The 17,272-nt window shown below is 37.8% G+C and carries 11 protein-coding genes; 5 read left to right on the top strand and 6 right to left on the bottom strand.

Features of this window, described 5'->3' with window-relative positions; genetic code table 11:
- Positions 1–88 precede the first annotated feature (88 nt).
- Both ACORJQ_RS00375 and mobA read left to right on the top strand, forming a co-directional pair.
- Entirely contained in the window at positions 89–3,028 is a 2,940-nt protein-coding gene (locus ACORJQ_RS00375; RefSeq protein ID WP_321325002.1) for a PAS domain-containing hybrid sensor histidine kinase/response regulator, read from the top strand.
- Between the two features lie 36 nt (positions 3,029–3,064).
- Complete coding sequence (mobA, locus tag ACORJQ_RS00370; protein WP_321325000.1) at positions 3,065–3,670, top strand: molybdenum cofactor guanylyltransferase MobA; 606 nt, start codon at positions 3,065–3,067, stop codon at positions 3,668–3,670.
- Positions 3,671–3,792: 122 nt separating this feature from the next.
- Here the strand turns inward: mobA and hisI are convergent, their stop codons facing one another.
- From hisI to ACORJQ_RS00355, 3 genes are all read right to left on the bottom strand, one after another.
- Complete coding sequence (hisI, locus tag ACORJQ_RS00365) at positions 3,793–4,233, bottom strand: phosphoribosyl-AMP cyclohydrolase (RefSeq protein ID WP_321324999.1); 441 nt, start codon at positions 4,231–4,233, stop codon at positions 3,793–3,795.
- A 50-nt stretch (positions 4,234–4,283) separates the two neighbouring features.
- Positions 4,284–5,351, bottom strand: a complete 1,068-nt coding sequence (locus tag ACORJQ_RS00360) for a 3'-5' exonuclease (protein WP_321324997.1) — start codon at positions 5,349–5,351, stop codon at positions 4,284–4,286.
- A 132-nt stretch (positions 5,352–5,483) separates the two neighbouring features.
- Complete coding sequence (locus tag ACORJQ_RS00355; RefSeq protein ID WP_321324995.1) at positions 5,484–6,605, bottom strand: glycosyltransferase family 4 protein; 1,122 nt, start codon at positions 6,603–6,605, stop codon at positions 5,484–5,486.
- A 223-nt stretch (positions 6,606–6,828) separates the two neighbouring features.
- Here ACORJQ_RS00355 and ACORJQ_RS00350 point away from each other — a divergent pair, with 223 nt between their 5' ends.
- A complete protein-coding gene (locus ACORJQ_RS00350; protein WP_321326896.1) occupies positions 6,829–7,632 on the top strand; it encodes a UDP-2,3-diacylglucosamine diphosphatase in 804 nt (267 codons plus the stop codon).
- A gap of 197 nt (positions 7,633–7,829) precedes the next feature.
- Here the strand turns inward: ACORJQ_RS00350 and ACORJQ_RS00345 are convergent, their stop codons facing one another.
- The 3 genes from ACORJQ_RS00345 to ACORJQ_RS00335 all read right to left on the bottom strand — a co-directional run bounded on the left by ACORJQ_RS00345 (position 7,830) and on the right by ACORJQ_RS00335 (position 11,628).
- Entirely contained in the window at positions 7,830–8,921 is a 1,092-nt protein-coding gene (locus ACORJQ_RS00345) for a GNAT family N-acetyltransferase (protein WP_321324994.1), read from the bottom strand.
- Positions 8,922–8,923: 2 nt separating this feature from the next.
- Entirely contained in the window at positions 8,924–10,273 is a 1,350-nt protein-coding gene (locus ACORJQ_RS00340) for a BtaA family protein (protein WP_321324993.1), read from the bottom strand.
- Positions 10,274–10,503: 230 nt separating this feature from the next.
- Positions 10,504–11,628 (bottom strand): glycerate kinase, encoded by a 1,125-nt coding sequence (locus ACORJQ_RS00335; RefSeq protein ID WP_321324991.1) that lies wholly within the window; start codon positions 11,626–11,628, stop codon positions 10,504–10,506.
- A gap of 235 nt (positions 11,629–11,863) precedes the next feature.
- Between ACORJQ_RS00335 and ACORJQ_RS00330 the strand changes: the two genes are divergently transcribed.
- Both ACORJQ_RS00330 and ACORJQ_RS00325 read left to right on the top strand, forming a co-directional pair.
- The gene (locus ACORJQ_RS00330; RefSeq protein WP_321324989.1) at positions 11,864–14,896 is read left to right on the top strand and encodes a response regulator; all 3,033 of its coding nucleotides are present in this window, start codon (positions 11,864–11,866) and stop codon (positions 14,894–14,896) included.
- Positions 14,897–14,898: 2 nt separating this feature from the next.
- A complete protein-coding gene (locus ACORJQ_RS00325; protein ID WP_321324988.1) occupies positions 14,899–17,238 on the top strand; it encodes an EAL domain-containing protein in 2,340 nt (779 codons plus the stop codon).
- Positions 17,239–17,272: the final 34 nt, after the last annotated feature.

Here is a 17,272-nt window from a genome sequence, read left to right as displayed (position 1 = left end):
TTGGCTTTTTTAAGCTTTTTATATTCAAAAACATAAACCTAAATGCTTGTTAGCATGATTTGTTTATGTCAAAAATAATGTCAGAACTATGTCAAACCAAAACACTCAAGACAATCTGAAAAAACGCCCTTCTAAAACTAAGTTTAGACTGCCGTTAATTTTTTGGTTTTCTATGCTGGGTTTGGCAATATCTATAGCCGTAGTCGCATCCTATATTTTGTCGCAAAATGAATTGAGAGTGAGTCAGGCCGCTAAAATATCGGCTAATGGACTTGCTTCATTTGTCTCTGACTATGTTGAAAAACATCAACTAATTGTTAAATCGATTGCTTATCATCACCAAGACCGCATTATGCAACTCTCAAAAGGGGGTGGCTATCCTTACGATTTATCAGAAATTGAAAATGATGTTAGAGAGTTGTTTCCACCAGATACTGAGTTTGCGATTATTAATCAAAAAGGCAAAATTATGGTGGGAAGCCATGTCGATCGAATGGGACCAAAATGTCGAAAGTTAATTAAAAGTTCAGTAAATTCAATTTCACCAGCCACTTCTCGAGTAAGAGCTCATAGTGCTCCTAATGGTGAGTTTCATTTTGATATTTTATTTCCGATAATGGTGGGAAATGATTGGGCGGGTTTATGGATAAAGCTCTCATTTAAACCTTTAGAGCGTTTTATTAAGCAGCTTAACATTAAAGAATATCAATTAGTTATTAGTGAGCAAATTCCTCCTTATAGGGTGTTGTTGGGTCATCCATCTACACAAGACAAAACCCTTAGCGGTTTTAACATTACCGATGAAATTGAAAGCTCATTAAACCTTTATAAAGATAACCCTGTTTTAGCGGTTGCTCCAATAGATAACGTGGCTTGGCAAGTAAGGGCTATTCAGCGTAAGGCGGTATTTGATGAATATGTAGATAATGTGCTCATAATTGCTTTTTTGATTTTTTTGGTCATTTTTACTGTTTCAGTCATTATTTATCTGTTTTTTAAACAGCTCCAAGAAGAGAGAGAAAAAGTAAAACAAGCAGAAGATCATGATGAGTTATTTAATGCTGGTCCCACAGTTTTGCTTGAAAAGAGAATTGATCGCAATATGTCGATATTATACTCTTCGCCCAATGTTCAACATTTGCTGGGTAAAGAGGCAAAAAGCCTAATTGACCACTCATTTTTGGAGTGGGTATATCCAGAGGACGTGGACACTGTTAGACAAAATCTGCTAGCGGCCTATGTTGAAAATGCCGATAAGGTTGAGATGGTTTATCGTCTTAAAGTTAACGGCAACGGTGGTTATAAATGGATTTATGATTTAAGTCATATTTTGTATAACAAAGCAGGTAAACCTGAACTTTTACGTGGCTATATCACCTCAATTCATGCTCAAAAAACCGCCGAGAAAAATGCGACAGATTTAATACAGTCGGTACCAGAATCAATTTTTGTTATTGATGTTGAAGGAAGAATTTTAAATACCAACACGGCAGCAGAGCATCTTTTAAACTGCCCCAAAGATGATTTAAAAGACACCTTATTCAGTCTTTGGTTAGAGGCTGAAAGCTTTTCAATTTATGAACAACTAAAGCAGCACTATTTAGATTTAGCGTCGAGCAAACAAACAGGACTTTCTAAAAATGAACCTTTGTTTTTAAGAGATTCAAAAGGTCAGCGTATCTCGGTGGAGATTAACTTTAATCAAATAGAGCTAAATGGTAATACCTTATTAGTTCAGGTTGTTCGTGATATAACCGTGCAACAAAAAACCCAGCAGCAGTTAAGTTTAGCTAAAGAACGTGCAGAAGCTTTGGCCAAAGCTCGTAGTCGTTTTGTTGCCACAGTAAGTCATGAAATTAGAACTCCAATGAACGGTGTTTTAGGCATGACAGACCTGTTGCTTGATACTCCCTTAAACAGCACTCAAACCCAATATTTACAAGCCATTCAGCAAAGTGGTGATGTGTTATTAAAAATCATTAATGAGGTGCTTGATTTTGCTAAGTTAGACGAAGGGCAAGTTGTCTTAAATAGTGAAAAGGTGAATATAAGGCATTTGATTGAAGAAATTTTGCACCTTCTTTCAAGCCTAGCGGAAGAGAAAGGGCTAGCCTTGAAATATGAAGTGGCAGCCGATGTGCCAATTGAATTGATGGGTGATTCAATGCGCATTAGACAGTTGCTGATGAATCTGCTCGGTAACGCTCTCAAGTTCACAGAGCATGGGCATATTTCAGTCAATGTTAAACAGGTTTCTAATCAAAAAGAACCACTCGCAACCCATGAAGTTAACACCGGTTTAAATAGTGAGCGTGATAAGGCTGATATTGAGAATAAACAGATCTTAATAGAAGTGGTGGATACCGGCATTGGTATCGAGCCAGATAATTTACCTAAGTTATTTGACTCCTTTACTCAAGCCGATAGTTCAACGTCACGGCAGTTTGGAGGCACTGGTTTAGGTTTGGCGATTTGTCGTCAGCTTACCGAGCTGATGCAAGGCCAGATTGGGGTAGAATCAAAACCCAATCAAGGTAGCTGTTTTTGGGTTAAATTACCGTTAATAGAGGTCGTAAACAGTACGGCAAGCAACTTGGTTAGCCAAGATTTAGTTGCTGATTTGCCGCCAGGTAATGAACCTTTATCCAATAAAAATGTGCTATTAGTAGAAGACAATGACATTAACCAAAAAGTGATTAAGGCTTTTTTACAACGGTTAGGAGCTAATGTATATGTGGCCGATAATGGTTTAAAAGGTGTAGAGCTTTGGCGTATTGCTCCACAAAGATACCAGTTAATAATAATGGATTGTCAAATGCCTGTTATGGATGGTTTTGACGCTACTCGTATGATTCGTAAGGAAGAGATGTTATCGTCAGATGGTAACCACATTCCAATAATAGCTTTAACGGCTAATGTATTAGTGCAAGATAAAAAACGCTGTATTCAAGTAGGGATGAATGATTTCCTAGCCAAACCTATTGAAAAAGAGTCTTTTAATGAAATGGTGATTAAGTGGTGTTTATAAAGCTAGTCAATATACCTGTGTTGTATGACTAATCAAATGAGCGAACAAAAAGGCATACAAATACCTCTGTCAGAAAATATAACCGGGGTGATTATTGCGGGCGGCCAAGGCAGTAGAGTGGGTTATCAACAAAAGGCACTTTTGCCCTATCATGGCGAACCTATCTTAAAACCCATTTTAAATTTGTTATCAGCTCAAGTCTGTGATGTTTGGGTAAACGCTAATGCTGAATTAGAACGCTATGAATCTTACTCAAAAAGCTTATTTAGTGATGAGTACCAAGGCTTTTTAGGCCCTTTAGCGGGGATGCATGCCGCTTGGCAATATATTAAAACTGACTGGGCGGTATTTGTACCGTGTGATAATCCCAATATTCCAAATGATTTTGTTGATAGGTTAGTTTCGGCATATCAAGAACAACCAAATCCTATCGTGGCGGTATTTGATGGGGAGCGTTTGCAACCTCTTTATTTAATGATGCACCGTTCGATGAGGCATTCACTCGGTAAGGCCATTGATATTGGGCATTTAAGCGTTAATAGATGGGTAAAAGAAAATGCATTTACTCAAGCCAGTTTTGCAGACTGTTGCCCGCATGCCTTTAAGAATATGAATACGCTTGAGAGTTTTGATAAGAGCTAAACAATAATTTACCCTGTGTTCACACAATATTAATTGCCACAGGGAATACCAGGCCTGGTAAAAATGATATTTAGGGCTTAAAAAACGTTTATAAGAACTAATATCAGAACTTCTAAAAAGAGTTATTTTTTATATAAGTCTTTAGGGTTAATAATTGGATCAGTCGTGACCGTTACTTTATCCTTATTCACTTCAGTATAAAAACAGCTTCTACGGCCTGTGTGACAGGCTGGACCAGTTTGATCAACTAGCAATAGAATGGCATCACCATCACAGTCAAAATTCAGTGATTTTAATAGCTGAATTTGTCCCGATTCTTCACCCTTACGCCAATAATTTTGGCGTGAACGAGACCAGTAACATACTCGGCCTGTTTGCAGGGTTTCTTCAAGTGATTTACTGTTCATCCACGCCATCATCAAGACTTCTTTGGTATCGTATTGTTGTGCAATAGCAGGGATTAAACCGTCGGCATCAAATTTAATTTGTGACTTCAGTTCTTGCCAATCAAATTGCTCACCTTGTTTGGCGTTTTCAAGTTGTTTGAATGTGGTATTACACATAATAAATTTCCAATTATTTTAAGAGAACGGCCTCAAAACCTGTAAAAAGCTTATTTTAACTGAGCTAATGCGGCAAACGGGTTATTGGTGATTGGCTTTTCTTTCTTTTTAGGTTTCTTTTCTTCAACCTTAGATTCAGCACCTTTTACCATCATCGCCTTAAATAAATCAACCGTTGCAATCGCATCGGCTAAAGCGTCGTGGGCATCACCCGGAAAAGGTTTGCCCAATACTTCTTCATAAGCCACCGTCAGTTTGGGTGTTTTAAAGAACCAGTACATGTTTTCACTGTGCCAACGCATGGCTCCAATCAGGTCTTTACTGAGCTCTGCGGCATCTAACCAAGTGTTGTAGTCCAAATCAAATTTAAGCATCTTCTTTTCAGCACTTTTTTCTAGGTACATAAAGTCACTTTCAGTGCTATAAGCCAATACCACGTCTGCTTCAAGTAGCGTATCGTGAATCATGTCCCAAGCTTGTGCAAGCGTTGGTTGACCTTGAACCATCTCGGTGGTGATATTGTGTTTTTCATTTTCTGGGATATCGTAACCAGGGTTAATTAACTGGTTAAACAGCTCTTTACCGTCAATATCACAAGCCGATACTTGAATAATATCTGCTTCAGGGTCAGTAGAAATGTTGGTGGCTTCTATATCAATACAAACGACCTTTTTATCCTTTAACTCTTTAGCGTGACCTTTAAGTTTAAACAAGGCGTCATTACGCTTTTCTTGAATCAGCGGAATGACATCTGAGTCACAAAATTCTTTGATTAATTCAGCTAGTTTTTTAGCAAAACGAGTAACTGATTTAGTCAAAGCGGCACGTACCGCTTCATCTTCAGAACAACGTTCAATAAACTGGTCGATAGTGATGATTTCTTCACCAATGATCAGTTTAGACATAGACTCTTCAGTTAATTTTTTTGGGTTGTAGTCAAAGTCTTCTAAAGGAGGAATGTAAATGCTGGCATTGAGTAATGACTTTTGCCCTTTTGCAGGAGAGGCCATAACTTCAACCCCTTTGATGTTTAGGCCATCGGAGGCGGCGACCGCAACAAGATACTCTTTAAGAGGTTGATTACGTTTATCTAGCAAAATCAGTTGTGCATTACTCATAAGAAAAGGGCTTCGTGTTAAAAAATAATGAGGAGTATTGTACCGTTTATATAAACAGATAATTAAGAAATCAGTTCGTTTAATGTCGCTTTTAGCCGAAGTCGTAAATGGGCTCGCAATTGAGCTCATAATTTAGCTTTTAACTTGGCTATATACGCTCCAATCAATAGGGCTAAGATTTTGTAAATACTGTTGAGTAGCGTGGGGCCAATTAAATTGCGGAATAGTGAGGTGAATATTCTCTTTTGGTAAAGCTAAAGCTTGTTGAATGGCTGTTTGTAAATTGTCGTTGATTGAGCCATTTAAACCTTCGGTAATAATGTCTTTTGGGCCAGTAACGGGGTAGGCTGCTACAGGTGTTCCACATGCAATGGCTTCAATATTTACTACACCAAAGGTATCCGTTTTGGACGGGAATACAAAAACATCCGCAGAGGCATAAAATTCAGCTAATTCCTTACCTTTTTTAGCCCCTAAAAAGTGGCATTTTGAGTAGCGACTTTTTAAGCTATCCAATTCTGGCCCTTCGCCAATAATGATTTTACTACCAGGCATGTCCAACTTAAGAAACTCTTCAATATTTTTTTCAGGTGCAATGCGGCCAACATAAAGCATGATCGGTTTTGGATAATTCAGTTCACGTCTTTGTTGCGGGTTAAATACTTCAGTATTTACCCCACGAGACATTAAGGCCAAATGTTTAAAGCCTTTGTTTTCTAAGTCTTGCAATATTGACAGGCCTGGAACTAAGGTTTTTTGGGCTGCACCATGAAAATGACGTAATAAATTGTAAATAATAAATAAAGGAATAGGCAAGCGAGCTCGAATATATTCTGGATAACGAGTGTGATAACCACTGGTAAAAGGCAGTTTATGTTTAATGGCGATACGTCTTGCAAACCAGCCAAGAGAACCTTCGGTAGCAATATGAATGGCATCGGGTTTAAAGCTAAGTATGCGGTTTTCTAACCCTTTAGGTCGCCAAACACAGCGAATTTCATGATAGGTCGGCAAGGGAAAACTTTTGTACTCAGAAGGTTGAATAATATCTACCTCAATACCCTGGCGAGTTAACTCTTTAACCAAATTGGTTAAGGTTGTCACCACGCCATTTATTTGTGGAGACCAAGCGTCCGTTACCAATGTTAACCGTTTGATGGGTTGTTGATGGGTATGCTCACTAAGCAATTGGCTCGGTTTAGTTTTTAAACTATGAGGTACTAATTGCTGGATATTAGAGTTTATAGCGTTCATGCCTTCACTCTAAAAGCTTAATGTTAAAAATAGATGATAGCTAGATGAAATTATGAGGTGTTTTTGTTCATCTAACAGTCATGTTATTGTCAAAATCGGTTTATACACTGTGAGCATATAACCCTACTTTTGAGACAGTAATATGAATATAAATTCACTGAATGTAAGCAATATCAGTAGTATGAGTAGTCAACTGGAATCACAAATTCGTTTTCCAGATTGGATGGCAGCGATCGCTGATGATGATTTTATCTTGGCTGAAAACGATCATGAAATGCATCGTTACAGAACCATTTTTATTTCAGACACTCACCTGGGAAGCAAAGGTGCAAAAGCCGAGTTTTTGGCTGAGTTCTTAAAATACAATCACTGCCAAAAACTCTATTTAGTGGGCGATATTATTGATGGTTGGCGTTTAAAAAAACGTATCTATTGGCCGCAATCACACACCAATGTGATTAGACGTATTTTAACCATGTCAAAACGTGGCACTGATGTGGTGTATGTTACCGGTAATCACGACGATTTTTTACGCCGTTATTCAGGGTTGGATTTTGGCAATATTAAGCTGTGTGATGAAACCGTATTTACCGCCGCTAACGGTCATAAGTACTTGGTGGTGCATGGCGATAAATACGATAGCGTAGTACAAACACAAAAGTGGTTAGCAGTGATTGGTGATTGGGGTTATGAGAGTTTGGTGATAGTAAATCGTCACTTTAACCAATTACGTCGCAAGTTTGGAATGGGCTACTGGTCGCTTTCTGCCTATGTTAAGCAAAAGGTAAAAGGGGCGGTATCGTTTATCTCTGCGTATGAAGAAGCGGTGGTGAAAGATTGCAAAAAAGAAGGCTACGATGGTGTGATATGTGGGCATATTCATCACCCGGAAATTAGAAAGATTGATGATATTCAATACTTAAATTGTGGCGATTGGGTAGAGTCTTGTACCGCCATTGTAGAAACTTTAGACGGTGAGATTAAGTTATTACGTTGGGTAGAAGTGAGTCATGAAAACAATCATTAACTTCTAACAATCTTATTAAGGCTTGTTGTTAATAGTAAAAAATATAGAGTTTTACTGTACCCTCAATGTCTCAAAGCAATTTACCAGGCCTGGTAAATTACAAAAAAGCGTTATTGATATTAGTTTTGGTTCTTTATTATGGGTTCTTTATTATGGACTCTATAGTTGAGATTAAATCTGAGCTTTATATTTGAGATTTATATCTGATTATCTTCAAGTACCTTAGGGCCAAATTTATTTAGTAATTTAGCAAACCCTTGCATAATCAATGTACGGCTACATGAGAGGTGTTTGGTGTAAAAAGCCGTATATTCAATAATCGGTTGCCCACCTCGTGCTCGTTTAAAACCGCCTGCTCCAGAGCTTAAATTCATCATTTTTCCTGATTCATAAGTCTCTTTTAATAAAACCGCCATTAATAAACGATAAAGGCCTAATTCTTTAGGTTGGTTAGTATCGTAGCCAACAATCGGCGTAGTAATAATCTCTTGTTGGGTAAATAAACCAATCGAGGCAATGATTTTTTGATCTTCCGGGTTTCTAAAACTATAAAACTGAATAAATCCCATTTTGTGCATTTCATACAAATAATCAGCACTAAATTGCGGATTAAAATGCGAATGTTTTTCAATAAATAGCATCTTAAAACACTCGGCAATATCAGCAAAATCAGCCTGCTGATGTTCATCAGGTTCAAGTAAAGTTAAGTGTGTTTTTTGCAGAAAACGTTGATCTCTTTTGGTGTGACTTCTTTGCCACCATTGTCTATCTTGATTATCAAATAGATAGACTTGCCTTGCAGGAATCAATAACCAGCCATTGTCTTGTAAAGCTTGCATCAGTTCTGCATTGCTATGCCAATTTAGAGAGCGAATATTAAAGCTATGTATTGGGTAGCTATGAATGAGCTTATTGGTAAGAGTCGGTATGGTTTCTGTTGACCATTTAGGCGGTAGATTGGTTGAGACTAACCAGTTATTTATAGATAAAGTCTGGTTGATTTTAGCCAGTTTTAATAACTTTTCTGCAATGCGAATCGCTACCCAAAACAGTCTACGCTGAGAGTGAGATTTAATCAGTTGCAACTCATCTTCAGCATAAGAGATATAAGCCGTGTAAGGAGAACATACATAGCTGTTATCAAACTCCTGATTGTTAAGAGTTGTTGGTACTGGCTCGCCATCCACAATCAGTACATCCAGTTTGGTCTGTACATTATGAATGGCTTGGCTTATACCTAGCTGTTTTAAAATTTCAATATAGGCAATTGATGGATGTGTTATATCCATAATTATAAAACTTCTTGCTGATAATTATGATTGTGTGAGTTGTGATCATGCAACTTCACCGCTTTACGAATATAAAGATGCACACCACCATAAATGCCAGAACGGTCTTGTTTAGTAAAGTTAGCATTATCAAAAGAATCTGTGTGCCATTCACTAAGAATATTGTGTGGTAACTTCTCTTCTAAAGGCGAGGTATCGCCCGCAGTGCGAAATACGACACGGGCATTATCCATAGCAGTTCGGTTAACCTCTTGCCATAGTTCGGTCAGTTGTTTGTCATCCATCCAATCTTGAGCGTCTAAAAATAGGTAAGCATTTAGGCTATTGTCTGGCAAATCTTTTAAGCGTTGGGTCATTGAGATATGGGTGACATTCACTCGATTAAAATGCGTGGTTAAACTCTCAAAATAATTGTGTTTAAGGTAGCGTGGTAACGCCTGACGTTTTTTAATGTCATAACTTCGGTTAAATGCTTGCCAAGCAAAGTAGTTATCTTCTAACGGAAAATCGCAAGCTAATTGTCTAGCACGTTCTTTAAGCAAAGAGTGCATACCAATTTGGGCCTCTTTTGAGTCACGGTTCATTTCATCAAATTGAGAAGGCGGAATACCCAAACTGTACATCACCATTGAACGATTACATAAAAACTTAAGTAACTTGGTATCGAAAATAGGGGCAACATGTTGGTTAAAAAGCTGTTCTTGTTCTACTAATGTGCGGGCTTGCATAATTTTAGAAATGTCGTGACCAAAACGTTTGCCAGTCCAGTGAATAAGACCAATAAAATGCCCTAACAAGCCATGTTTATAAAAGCCGTTAGTAAAGTAACTAATACGTTTTGGGCTCCAAGGACGTTCACGAGACTCCCAATAGGCCAGCGATTCTGAGTCTAAATGAGGTTTGATGTACGCCTCATAACGATCTAGGTTTTTTACTAAATCCGCACGTCCAAAAAAGTCAAAAAATGACTCATAACTTGGTAGGTGTTCAATGGCGGTAAGCTTGAGTTTAATGAGAGCAATATGGGCTTCATTCAAATCGACGACTTCAATACTTTGTGGCTGTTCTGTTAAGTAGTTAAGTACATTGCAACCACCTGACGAAATAGTAAAAATACGAGAATCTTGATTGATTTGTAAGGCATTAATATCGACTTCTGGGTCTTCCCAAATTTGGGGATAGACTAGACGATTAAACCAGGCGGTAAAAAGGCGGTCTAAAAATCCTTTACGAGAGAATATCGAGGTATTGTTTACAGCTGAGTCTAAAAGTTTGCGGGTATTTTTATTTTCGGTTTTCTTATTAGCGGTTTTTTGGTTTTCGTCAGGTAAATCAATTGCGGAGGTTGTCATGGTTTTTGCCCAATAATAAACACGTGGAATGTTATTGAGCATCATAAATGGCGGGTGTTACTACAATGTTACGCTTGTGTAACATAAAGATGAATTTACAACAGGTGAATTTAACGCATTTAAAACTTAAAATTACCAGGCCTGGTATTCCCTGTGGCCTTTTTGTTGATTAAGCACAGGGTAAATTGAAATCCAACGATTTGATAATCTGTTTATCTAATCAGTACAACTTACTTACCAAGAAGCGGTACGACGGATAAAAGCGTTTGCTGTAATAAATAATCGGCATTGCTCATCGCTTCGCGTTCATCCATGACTTTATTCACAATGCTAAAGATGGCTTTAAATTCAGGCAAGTCTTCAACTGAGCAGGTTAGACTTCCGCAAATACCAATGGTTGGAATGTTAAATTGATGACCTAATTGAGCAATACGCAACGGCAGTTTGCCAAAACGGGTTTGGTTATCAAAACGGCCTTCACCAGTAATAATGTAATCAAACGCTTGGGTTTTAATTAACTCTTCTAGTTGAAGGGTTTCATTAATTACATCAAAACCAGGCACTAAAGTAGCATTTAACAATCCCATAAAACCAGCAGCCATACCGCCAGCGGCTCCTGCCCCAGGTTCTAAATGAATCGCTGTTTTGGCATGGCTCTCTAACACTTGAGCGTAGTTAGTGAGGGCATTTTCTAATACCGCTAATTGATGAGGTTGTCCGCCTTTTTGCGGGCCAAAAATGGCTGTTGCTCCGCTTTCACCCAACAATGGATTGGTGACATCGCAAGCAATTTGCCAATCTATTTTTAAAAGATGATCAGGTATTTCGCCAATAGTGCTTAGATCTTTTAAAGCTTGGCCACCTAAATTAATAGCCTGGCCTTTACTGTCTAACATAGGCACACCCAAAGCCATTAATGCACCTGCACCACCATCATTAGTGGCTGAACCGCCTAAGCCTAAAATGATTTTTTTGGCTCCTAAATTAATGGCTTCTTGAATCAATTGGCCAGTACCGTAAGTGTGTGTACTTAAAGGGTTTAACTCTTCTTTTCTTATTTTTGTAATGCCAGAAGCCTGGGCCATTTCAATAATGGCGGTTTGACTCTCTTCTTGCCAGGCAAAACTGGCTTTGGTTTTTTTGCCTAAAGGTCCAGATACCCAAGCTGATTTAGCTTGACCGGCACCAGCACAAACAAAACTATCAATAAAACCTTCGCCACCATCAGACATGGGGCGCGAAAATACCACAGCATCGGGTTCAATGCCTTGAATGACCTGGGTGGCGATTTCGCAGAACTTGGAGGCGTCTAATGAACCTTTAAAGCTATCGGGAGCAATGAGATAAGTCGACATAAATAAAACCTTTTTAGCGTAAATTTTCTTTTTAGTAAGTCTTTATATGAATGAATTACGCCTTTGTAATCATTTGGATACGTTGTTATCTTAATAGATTAAGTAATGAGTTTGGGGTAATTATAAAAATTACTTTTTCTTATGAAGAAAAGTTTGATGCAAATTTTTTAATCGCCCCCCCAAAGTTGAATAAAACCTGGCAAAATGAAAGAGTTGACTTTATTAGGAGTAGAACATGACTTTTGCCAAAGGTTTTCTACAAAGCTTTATTTTTGTATTTATGGTATCTCTATTGGTTGTGTTTGTCTTCTTATCTTGGTATCAAAGTAATCAAGCTATAAAAACCGCAGAAATACTGAAAACTCAAAATCAGCAATTAATTGCTAAAGGGTACGTTAATGTTAAAAATTGGGTAAATCATATGGTACAAAATACCCTTTTTTTAGCCAGTCAGCAACCTCTCTCTGAGTTCTCTAGAGAGAATAAAATTACCTTTCTACAAAACGAGTTCTCTTCTTTTATTAGGTACCATAAAGAGTTAATGCAAATCCGTTTTATCGGCAATGATGGTTATGAAAAAGTCCGAGTAAATCGAGAAGGTGACAATATTGTCGTTGTTGCCCAAAAAGCACTGCAAAATAAATCTAAACGTGATTATTTTATCGAATCAAATAAATTAAAGAAGGAATCCATTTTTATTTCTGAATTTGATTTAAATGTCGAATTTGGTCGCATTGAGGTGCCAATTAAACCGACTATCAGAATTGCGACTCCTGTTTTTGATAGTCAAGAGAATCGCATTGGTGTGATTGTTATTAATTTTAATGGGAACTATTTACTTGAGCAGTTGACGGGCATAAATAAGGTTAAAAACCAAAAACTTTGGTTAGCCAATCAAAAAGGGGATTGGCTCGTTCCACCAGATGGAGCACGGAGCTTTGGCCGCTTGCTTGGTTTTGATAGGGATGTTGTTGATACAAGTTTTCCGGGATTGGCTAAGCAACTATTATCTAGTCAAAAAATAGATGGAGCTTGGGAAGAGGCTGGCTACTTAATGGAGGTCAAGCAGATTGACCTTTTAAAACAGGGTGCTTCGGAAAATGTGAGCTCGGTTGTTAATAAATCAGGGCACTTCGAATTAATTGCCTCAATGCCACAACCTGAGCCCTGGTATTGGCATATCTCAGACTCAGATATGACACTGCTTGTGAATTTGTTCATATCACAATTGCTTTTGAGTTTATTAATCGCGTATATATGGAGTCTTAAACGCCATACTGATAAAAAATTATTGAATCAAAATTACTTGATTCGTTCTTTCTTTGATTATTCACCACAAACTATGTTTACCTTTAATGAAGATGGTGAAATCATCAGTAAAAATCATCAATCAATCGTTTTTCTTAAGCTTGTTGAATTAGTGTCTGAAGATATGCCTTTGGACTTTTGGTCAATCGAAGGGCGTAAGAAAATATGGCAAGAAGTTGCCTCTAAGCCTAGATTAGATGCAGAAACCACTATGGAATTGTCACTTGACTTGAGAGGAGAGCGACATGTCTATGAATCCCAGTGTTTTGTTATAGACCGAGGGTATCATTTTTCAGCATTGGTAGCGGTTACCATTAAAGATATTAGTTCGTATAAAAAATTGGAAGAAGATTTACAAGACCAAAGCTCGCAATTAAAGGCTATTTTAGATACCGCTCCCGATGCGATTATTATGTCTGATGAAGAGGGTTCTATCACTTTGACGAATCACCGTGCTCAGGAGATTTTCAAAATAAGTGAGAAACAATTCCTTAAAACGCGAATTGATGACTTGGTTCCTTCGCCATCCAGAAGTATTCACCATACTCTTCGAGAACAATTTTATAAAAACCCTCATAGTCGCATGATGAGTGAAGGCATGGTCGTACATGCACAAGATTCGGGGGGGCGTTTATTTGATGTGGAAATCAGCTTAAATAAAGTGGTTTTACATGATGTAGGTTATGTATTAAGTATTGTTAGAGATGTCACTCATCGAGTTAAATTAGAACAACAATTACGTCAAAATCAAAAAATGGAAGCGATGGGGCAATTAACGGGAGGTATTGCCCATGACTTTAATAATCTTTTAACGACTATTCAAGGCAATATCGAACTTTCCACAATGCTGCTTGAAAAAACCGAACTGGATAGAAGAAAAATAGTTAATTGTTTAGATACTGCTATGAGTGCATCGCAAAAAGCTTCTCGATTAACGCGTCGGTTACTTAGTTTCTCTAGAAAAGAAGCCAAAAGATTAGACGTGATGCATGTTAGTCAATATTTACAACAAGAATTGGCTTTAATCCAATCCGCTCTCGGTAAACTGGTTGAGTTACACTTTTTTCCAAATAACGATATTTGGCCAATAGAAGTAGATCCGGAAGAGTTTATGTCCAGTATGGTCAATTTAGCGACCAATGCTCGTGATGCAATGGATAAAGGTGGAGATGTATTCATTGAAATGAATAATGTCAGCATTGTTGAGCAAAGCGAGAGCCCGACGCAAAAAAACATCCCAATCGGGGATTATGTTGTTTTAAGTTTTTCAGACCGTGGCCCAGGTATTGCACCAGAAATTGTGGATTCAATTTTTGAACCTTTCTTTACGACTAAATCAAAAAACCGTGGAACGGGGCTTGGATTAGCTCAAGTTTTTGGATTTACTAGCCAGTCAAAAGGACATATAAGGGTCTATTCTGAGCTTGGCGTCGGAACATCGTTTAAGTTTTATTTCCCAAAAAGTAGTAAGGCTTTATCTGAAGTGATAAGGATGCAAGAAACATCTGTACCTCAAACGAGCACTCCTTCTACTCCGCCTGCAATAGACAGCCAGAATTTGGATTTGTCTAAGCCGTCCGAGGGGGGGCATGGTAGGGTTTTGGTGGTGGATGATGAAATCGATGTGATGTCCGTCGCTAAAGCCTATCTTGAGTACGCAGGGTATGAAGTTACGACCGCTAATAGTGGAAAGCTAGCATTAGAAATTTTAGAAAGAGAACAATTTGATTTAATCATTACTGATGTAATTATGCCTGAGATGACGGGGTTTGAATTGTTAGAAGAGGTTGAGAAGCGTTTTCCAAATTTACCAAGTATTGTATGTTCTGGTTTTTCTGAGGAGCTTTTGAAACAGTACGGCGATCAAAAACAGAGCTTAAAGGTTTTAGATAAACCTTATTCAAGAGTTCAATTAATTGGTTTGGTGGAAAAAGTACTGAATTCTGAGGAGAATAATTAATCATGGCTGTAAAAGTATTAGTTGTTGATGATGACGATACAATTTGTGATCTTGTGGTTAATGCTTGCGACATAATTGGTATTGAAGCGGCGAAAGAATCTAACCCATTAAGTTTATCTAAAACCCAAGTTGATGGTTATTTACTTTGGTTTTTAGATTTAAATATGCCTGAACGGGATGGTATTGAGGTGATTCGCTGGCTTGCAGAAAATGAATATAAAGGCATGTTGATATTGATGAGTGGTTTTGACCGTTCTGTTTTATTGAGTGCCGAACGACTTGCCCAAGCACATCACTTGAATATTGTTGGCCATATTGAAAAACCTTTTAGCTTGCGTAACGTACAGCTTTTAGTTGAAGAGGTGATGGAAGATTTTGAACCACAAATAAAAGAAAAATCATATCAGCCCCCCAAATTGGAATTAAGCAATAATGCAGTTGAAGAGTTAATTGAGCAAAATCGTATTGTGGTTCATTATCAACCACAAGTTGAATTAGCGACGGGGCGCTTGATTGGATTTGAAGCTTTAGTTAGGTTAAAAAACATGGCTGGTGACCTGATTATGCCTAATGATTTTATCGAGTTAGCTGAAAAACAAGGATTGATTCAAAAGTTAACTCGAGGTGTTGTTTGTGAAGCATTGAGAGCTTTTGAAAAAATGCTGGAAAAGTTTACCAAGCTGACTTTATCCATAAACCTCTCGGCACTGGACTTAGAGGATAAAGGCTTGGCGAACTGGCTCGAAGAGCAAGTTAATCAGCATCAAATTATGCACAGTAAGGTTATTTTCGAAGTCACTGAAAGTAAAGAAATTTTTGCTATTACTAATGCGTTAGATATTTTGAATAGATTACGTTTAAAGGGGTTTAATCTCTCCTTGGATGACTATGGAACTGGTTCAGCTGTTTTGAGTCAGGTGCATCATTTACCTTTGACCGAACTTAAGATAGATCGTGTTTTTGTTAAAAATGTGTTGTTTGACGAAAAATCACAAGTTTTAATTAAAAATGTTATTTCTATGTGTAAAGACCTACGCTTAGATGTGGTTTGTGAAGGTATCGAAGATCAAGAAACGGCAAGTTTATTATTGAGTTACGGAGCTAAAATCGGACAGGGTTACTTATATGCTAAGCCAATGTCTTTTGAAGATGCTATGGCGTTAGTAGAAGGCAATCAGCAGGATATGTCCTTAGACTCAGTCTGTTTAACGAGTGGTGATGAAAATAATATTCCGCATCAAATTTCATTGAACCCCGCTGGTTTGGATGGTCAAGAGCTTGCAACGTTTTATGGACAATCGGTTTTGTCTAACAAGCCAAGTCCAGATGTGTTTTTATCCTACTCATTGCCTTTAACCGGTAACTTTTCTTTTATTGGGATCTCAGAAAAATATGGCGCGATGTTGGCCTATTTAGAGTTGTTTGCAGATCAAAGCCAAGCCGATATCGGCTTGGAGTTTTTTGACGATGAATCAGAGTTATCGAAATTAAAAGATAATTTGACCCACCAGGTTTCGGTAAATAGTTTGGGCTCGGTAGGAGCCACTTTTCCGTTTCAATATTCTCAAGAATTTGCTGAGTTTGCTAGTACTCTGAAAACGCCTATATTAGCGCCTTTTAATGGTTGTAAGGCCTTAAGGCTTGAAACAGCGCATAATGTTTACAATATTAAAGCTGGAATTGAACAGGAGTTAATGGCCATCGCTAAGAAATTCAATGCGAGTGGGCAGCGTTCAGTCATGGTTCATGCTCCAGTGAGTCTAAAGCAGAGTCCGGTGGAGTTTTTTAAGCAGATAAGCAATGTTGAAATTATTGAATTTTTGCCACAGAACTCCGAAGAAACCATTAAAAAAATTAGAGAAATACGTCCTGTCAACGTGATGTTTTTTGGTTCAGCAAAAAGCCTTTTACAGGTGGTTGAGGCTCTGGAGAATGAAGAGATTAATTTCTATAGTACATCCCTTATCGGATTTGGTACTTTAAAGAAATTGCTTATTAGAAAACCGAAAGTCAAAGTTTGGGTCACGTCGACTATACCTGATTATCAGGGCGACGATCATACTGCAACTGAATTTAGGAATATTGCACAAAAATTTAATTGTCCCGAAAAGTATATTAATAGTATTTGTTACGACATGTATTTGGCTACAAAATTTTTGCTGAAAACATATGAAAATAGTCACCAAGTGAGAGGGGATATTGAAAGCCGTGTGGAGACTTTTGAACGGACGTTAACAAATACTTTTGGATTTGACTTAGGCATGAAATGTCCCTTGAGTTGGAACCCTCAAAACCGTAGTTTTTCAAACACGGTTTATTTTATAAACGTAAATGAATATTAAGTTATTGATAGATTTACTTGGGCTGTTTGTTTTT

The sequence above is a fragment of the Thiomicrorhabdus sp. genome, assembly GCF_963662555.1.
Classification (GTDB): domain Bacteria; phylum Pseudomonadota; class Gammaproteobacteria; order Thiomicrospirales; family Thiomicrospiraceae; genus Thiomicrorhabdus.
This window is presented reverse-complemented; position numbering and strand designations above follow the sequence as displayed.

Bases quoted from the DNA above. Each gene is read 5' to 3' on its own strand.
- ACORJQ_RS00375 (WP_321325002.1), top strand. From the start codon at position 89: ATGTCAAACCAAAACACTCAAGACAATCTGAAAAAACGCCCTTCTAAA.
- ACORJQ_RS00360 (WP_321324997.1), bottom strand. From the start codon at position 5,351: ATGAGTAATGCACAACTGATTTTGCTAGATAAACGTAATCAACCTCTT.
- mobA (WP_321325000.1), top strand. From the start codon at position 3,065: ATGAGCGAACAAAAAGGCATACAAATACCTCTGTCAGAAAATATAACC.
- ACORJQ_RS00345 (WP_321324994.1), bottom strand. From the start codon at position 8,921: ATGGATATAACACATCCATCAATTGCCTATATTGAAATTTTAAAACAG.
- ACORJQ_RS00335 (WP_321324991.1), bottom strand. From the start codon at position 11,628: ATGTCGACTTATCTCATTGCTCCCGATAGCTTTAAAGGTTCATTAGAC.
- ACORJQ_RS00350 (WP_321326896.1), top strand. From the start codon at position 6,829: ATGGCAGCGATCGCTGATGATGATTTTATCTTGGCTGAAAACGATCAT.
- ACORJQ_RS00325 (WP_321324988.1), top strand. From the start codon at position 14,899: ATGGCTGTAAAAGTATTAGTTGTTGATGATGACGATACAATTTGTGAT.
- hisI (WP_321324999.1), bottom strand. From the start codon at position 4,233: ATGTGTAATACCACATTCAAACAACTTGAAAACGCCAAACAAGGTGAG.
- ACORJQ_RS00355 (WP_321324995.1), bottom strand. From the start codon at position 6,605: ATGAACGCTATAAACTCTAATATCCAGCAATTAGTACCTCATAGTTTA.
- ACORJQ_RS00330 (WP_321324989.1), top strand. From the start codon at position 11,864: ATGACTTTTGCCAAAGGTTTTCTACAAAGCTTTATTTTTGTATTTATG.
- ACORJQ_RS00340 (WP_321324993.1), bottom strand. From the start codon at position 10,273: ATGACAACCTCCGCAATTGATTTACCTGACGAAAACCAAAAAACCGCT.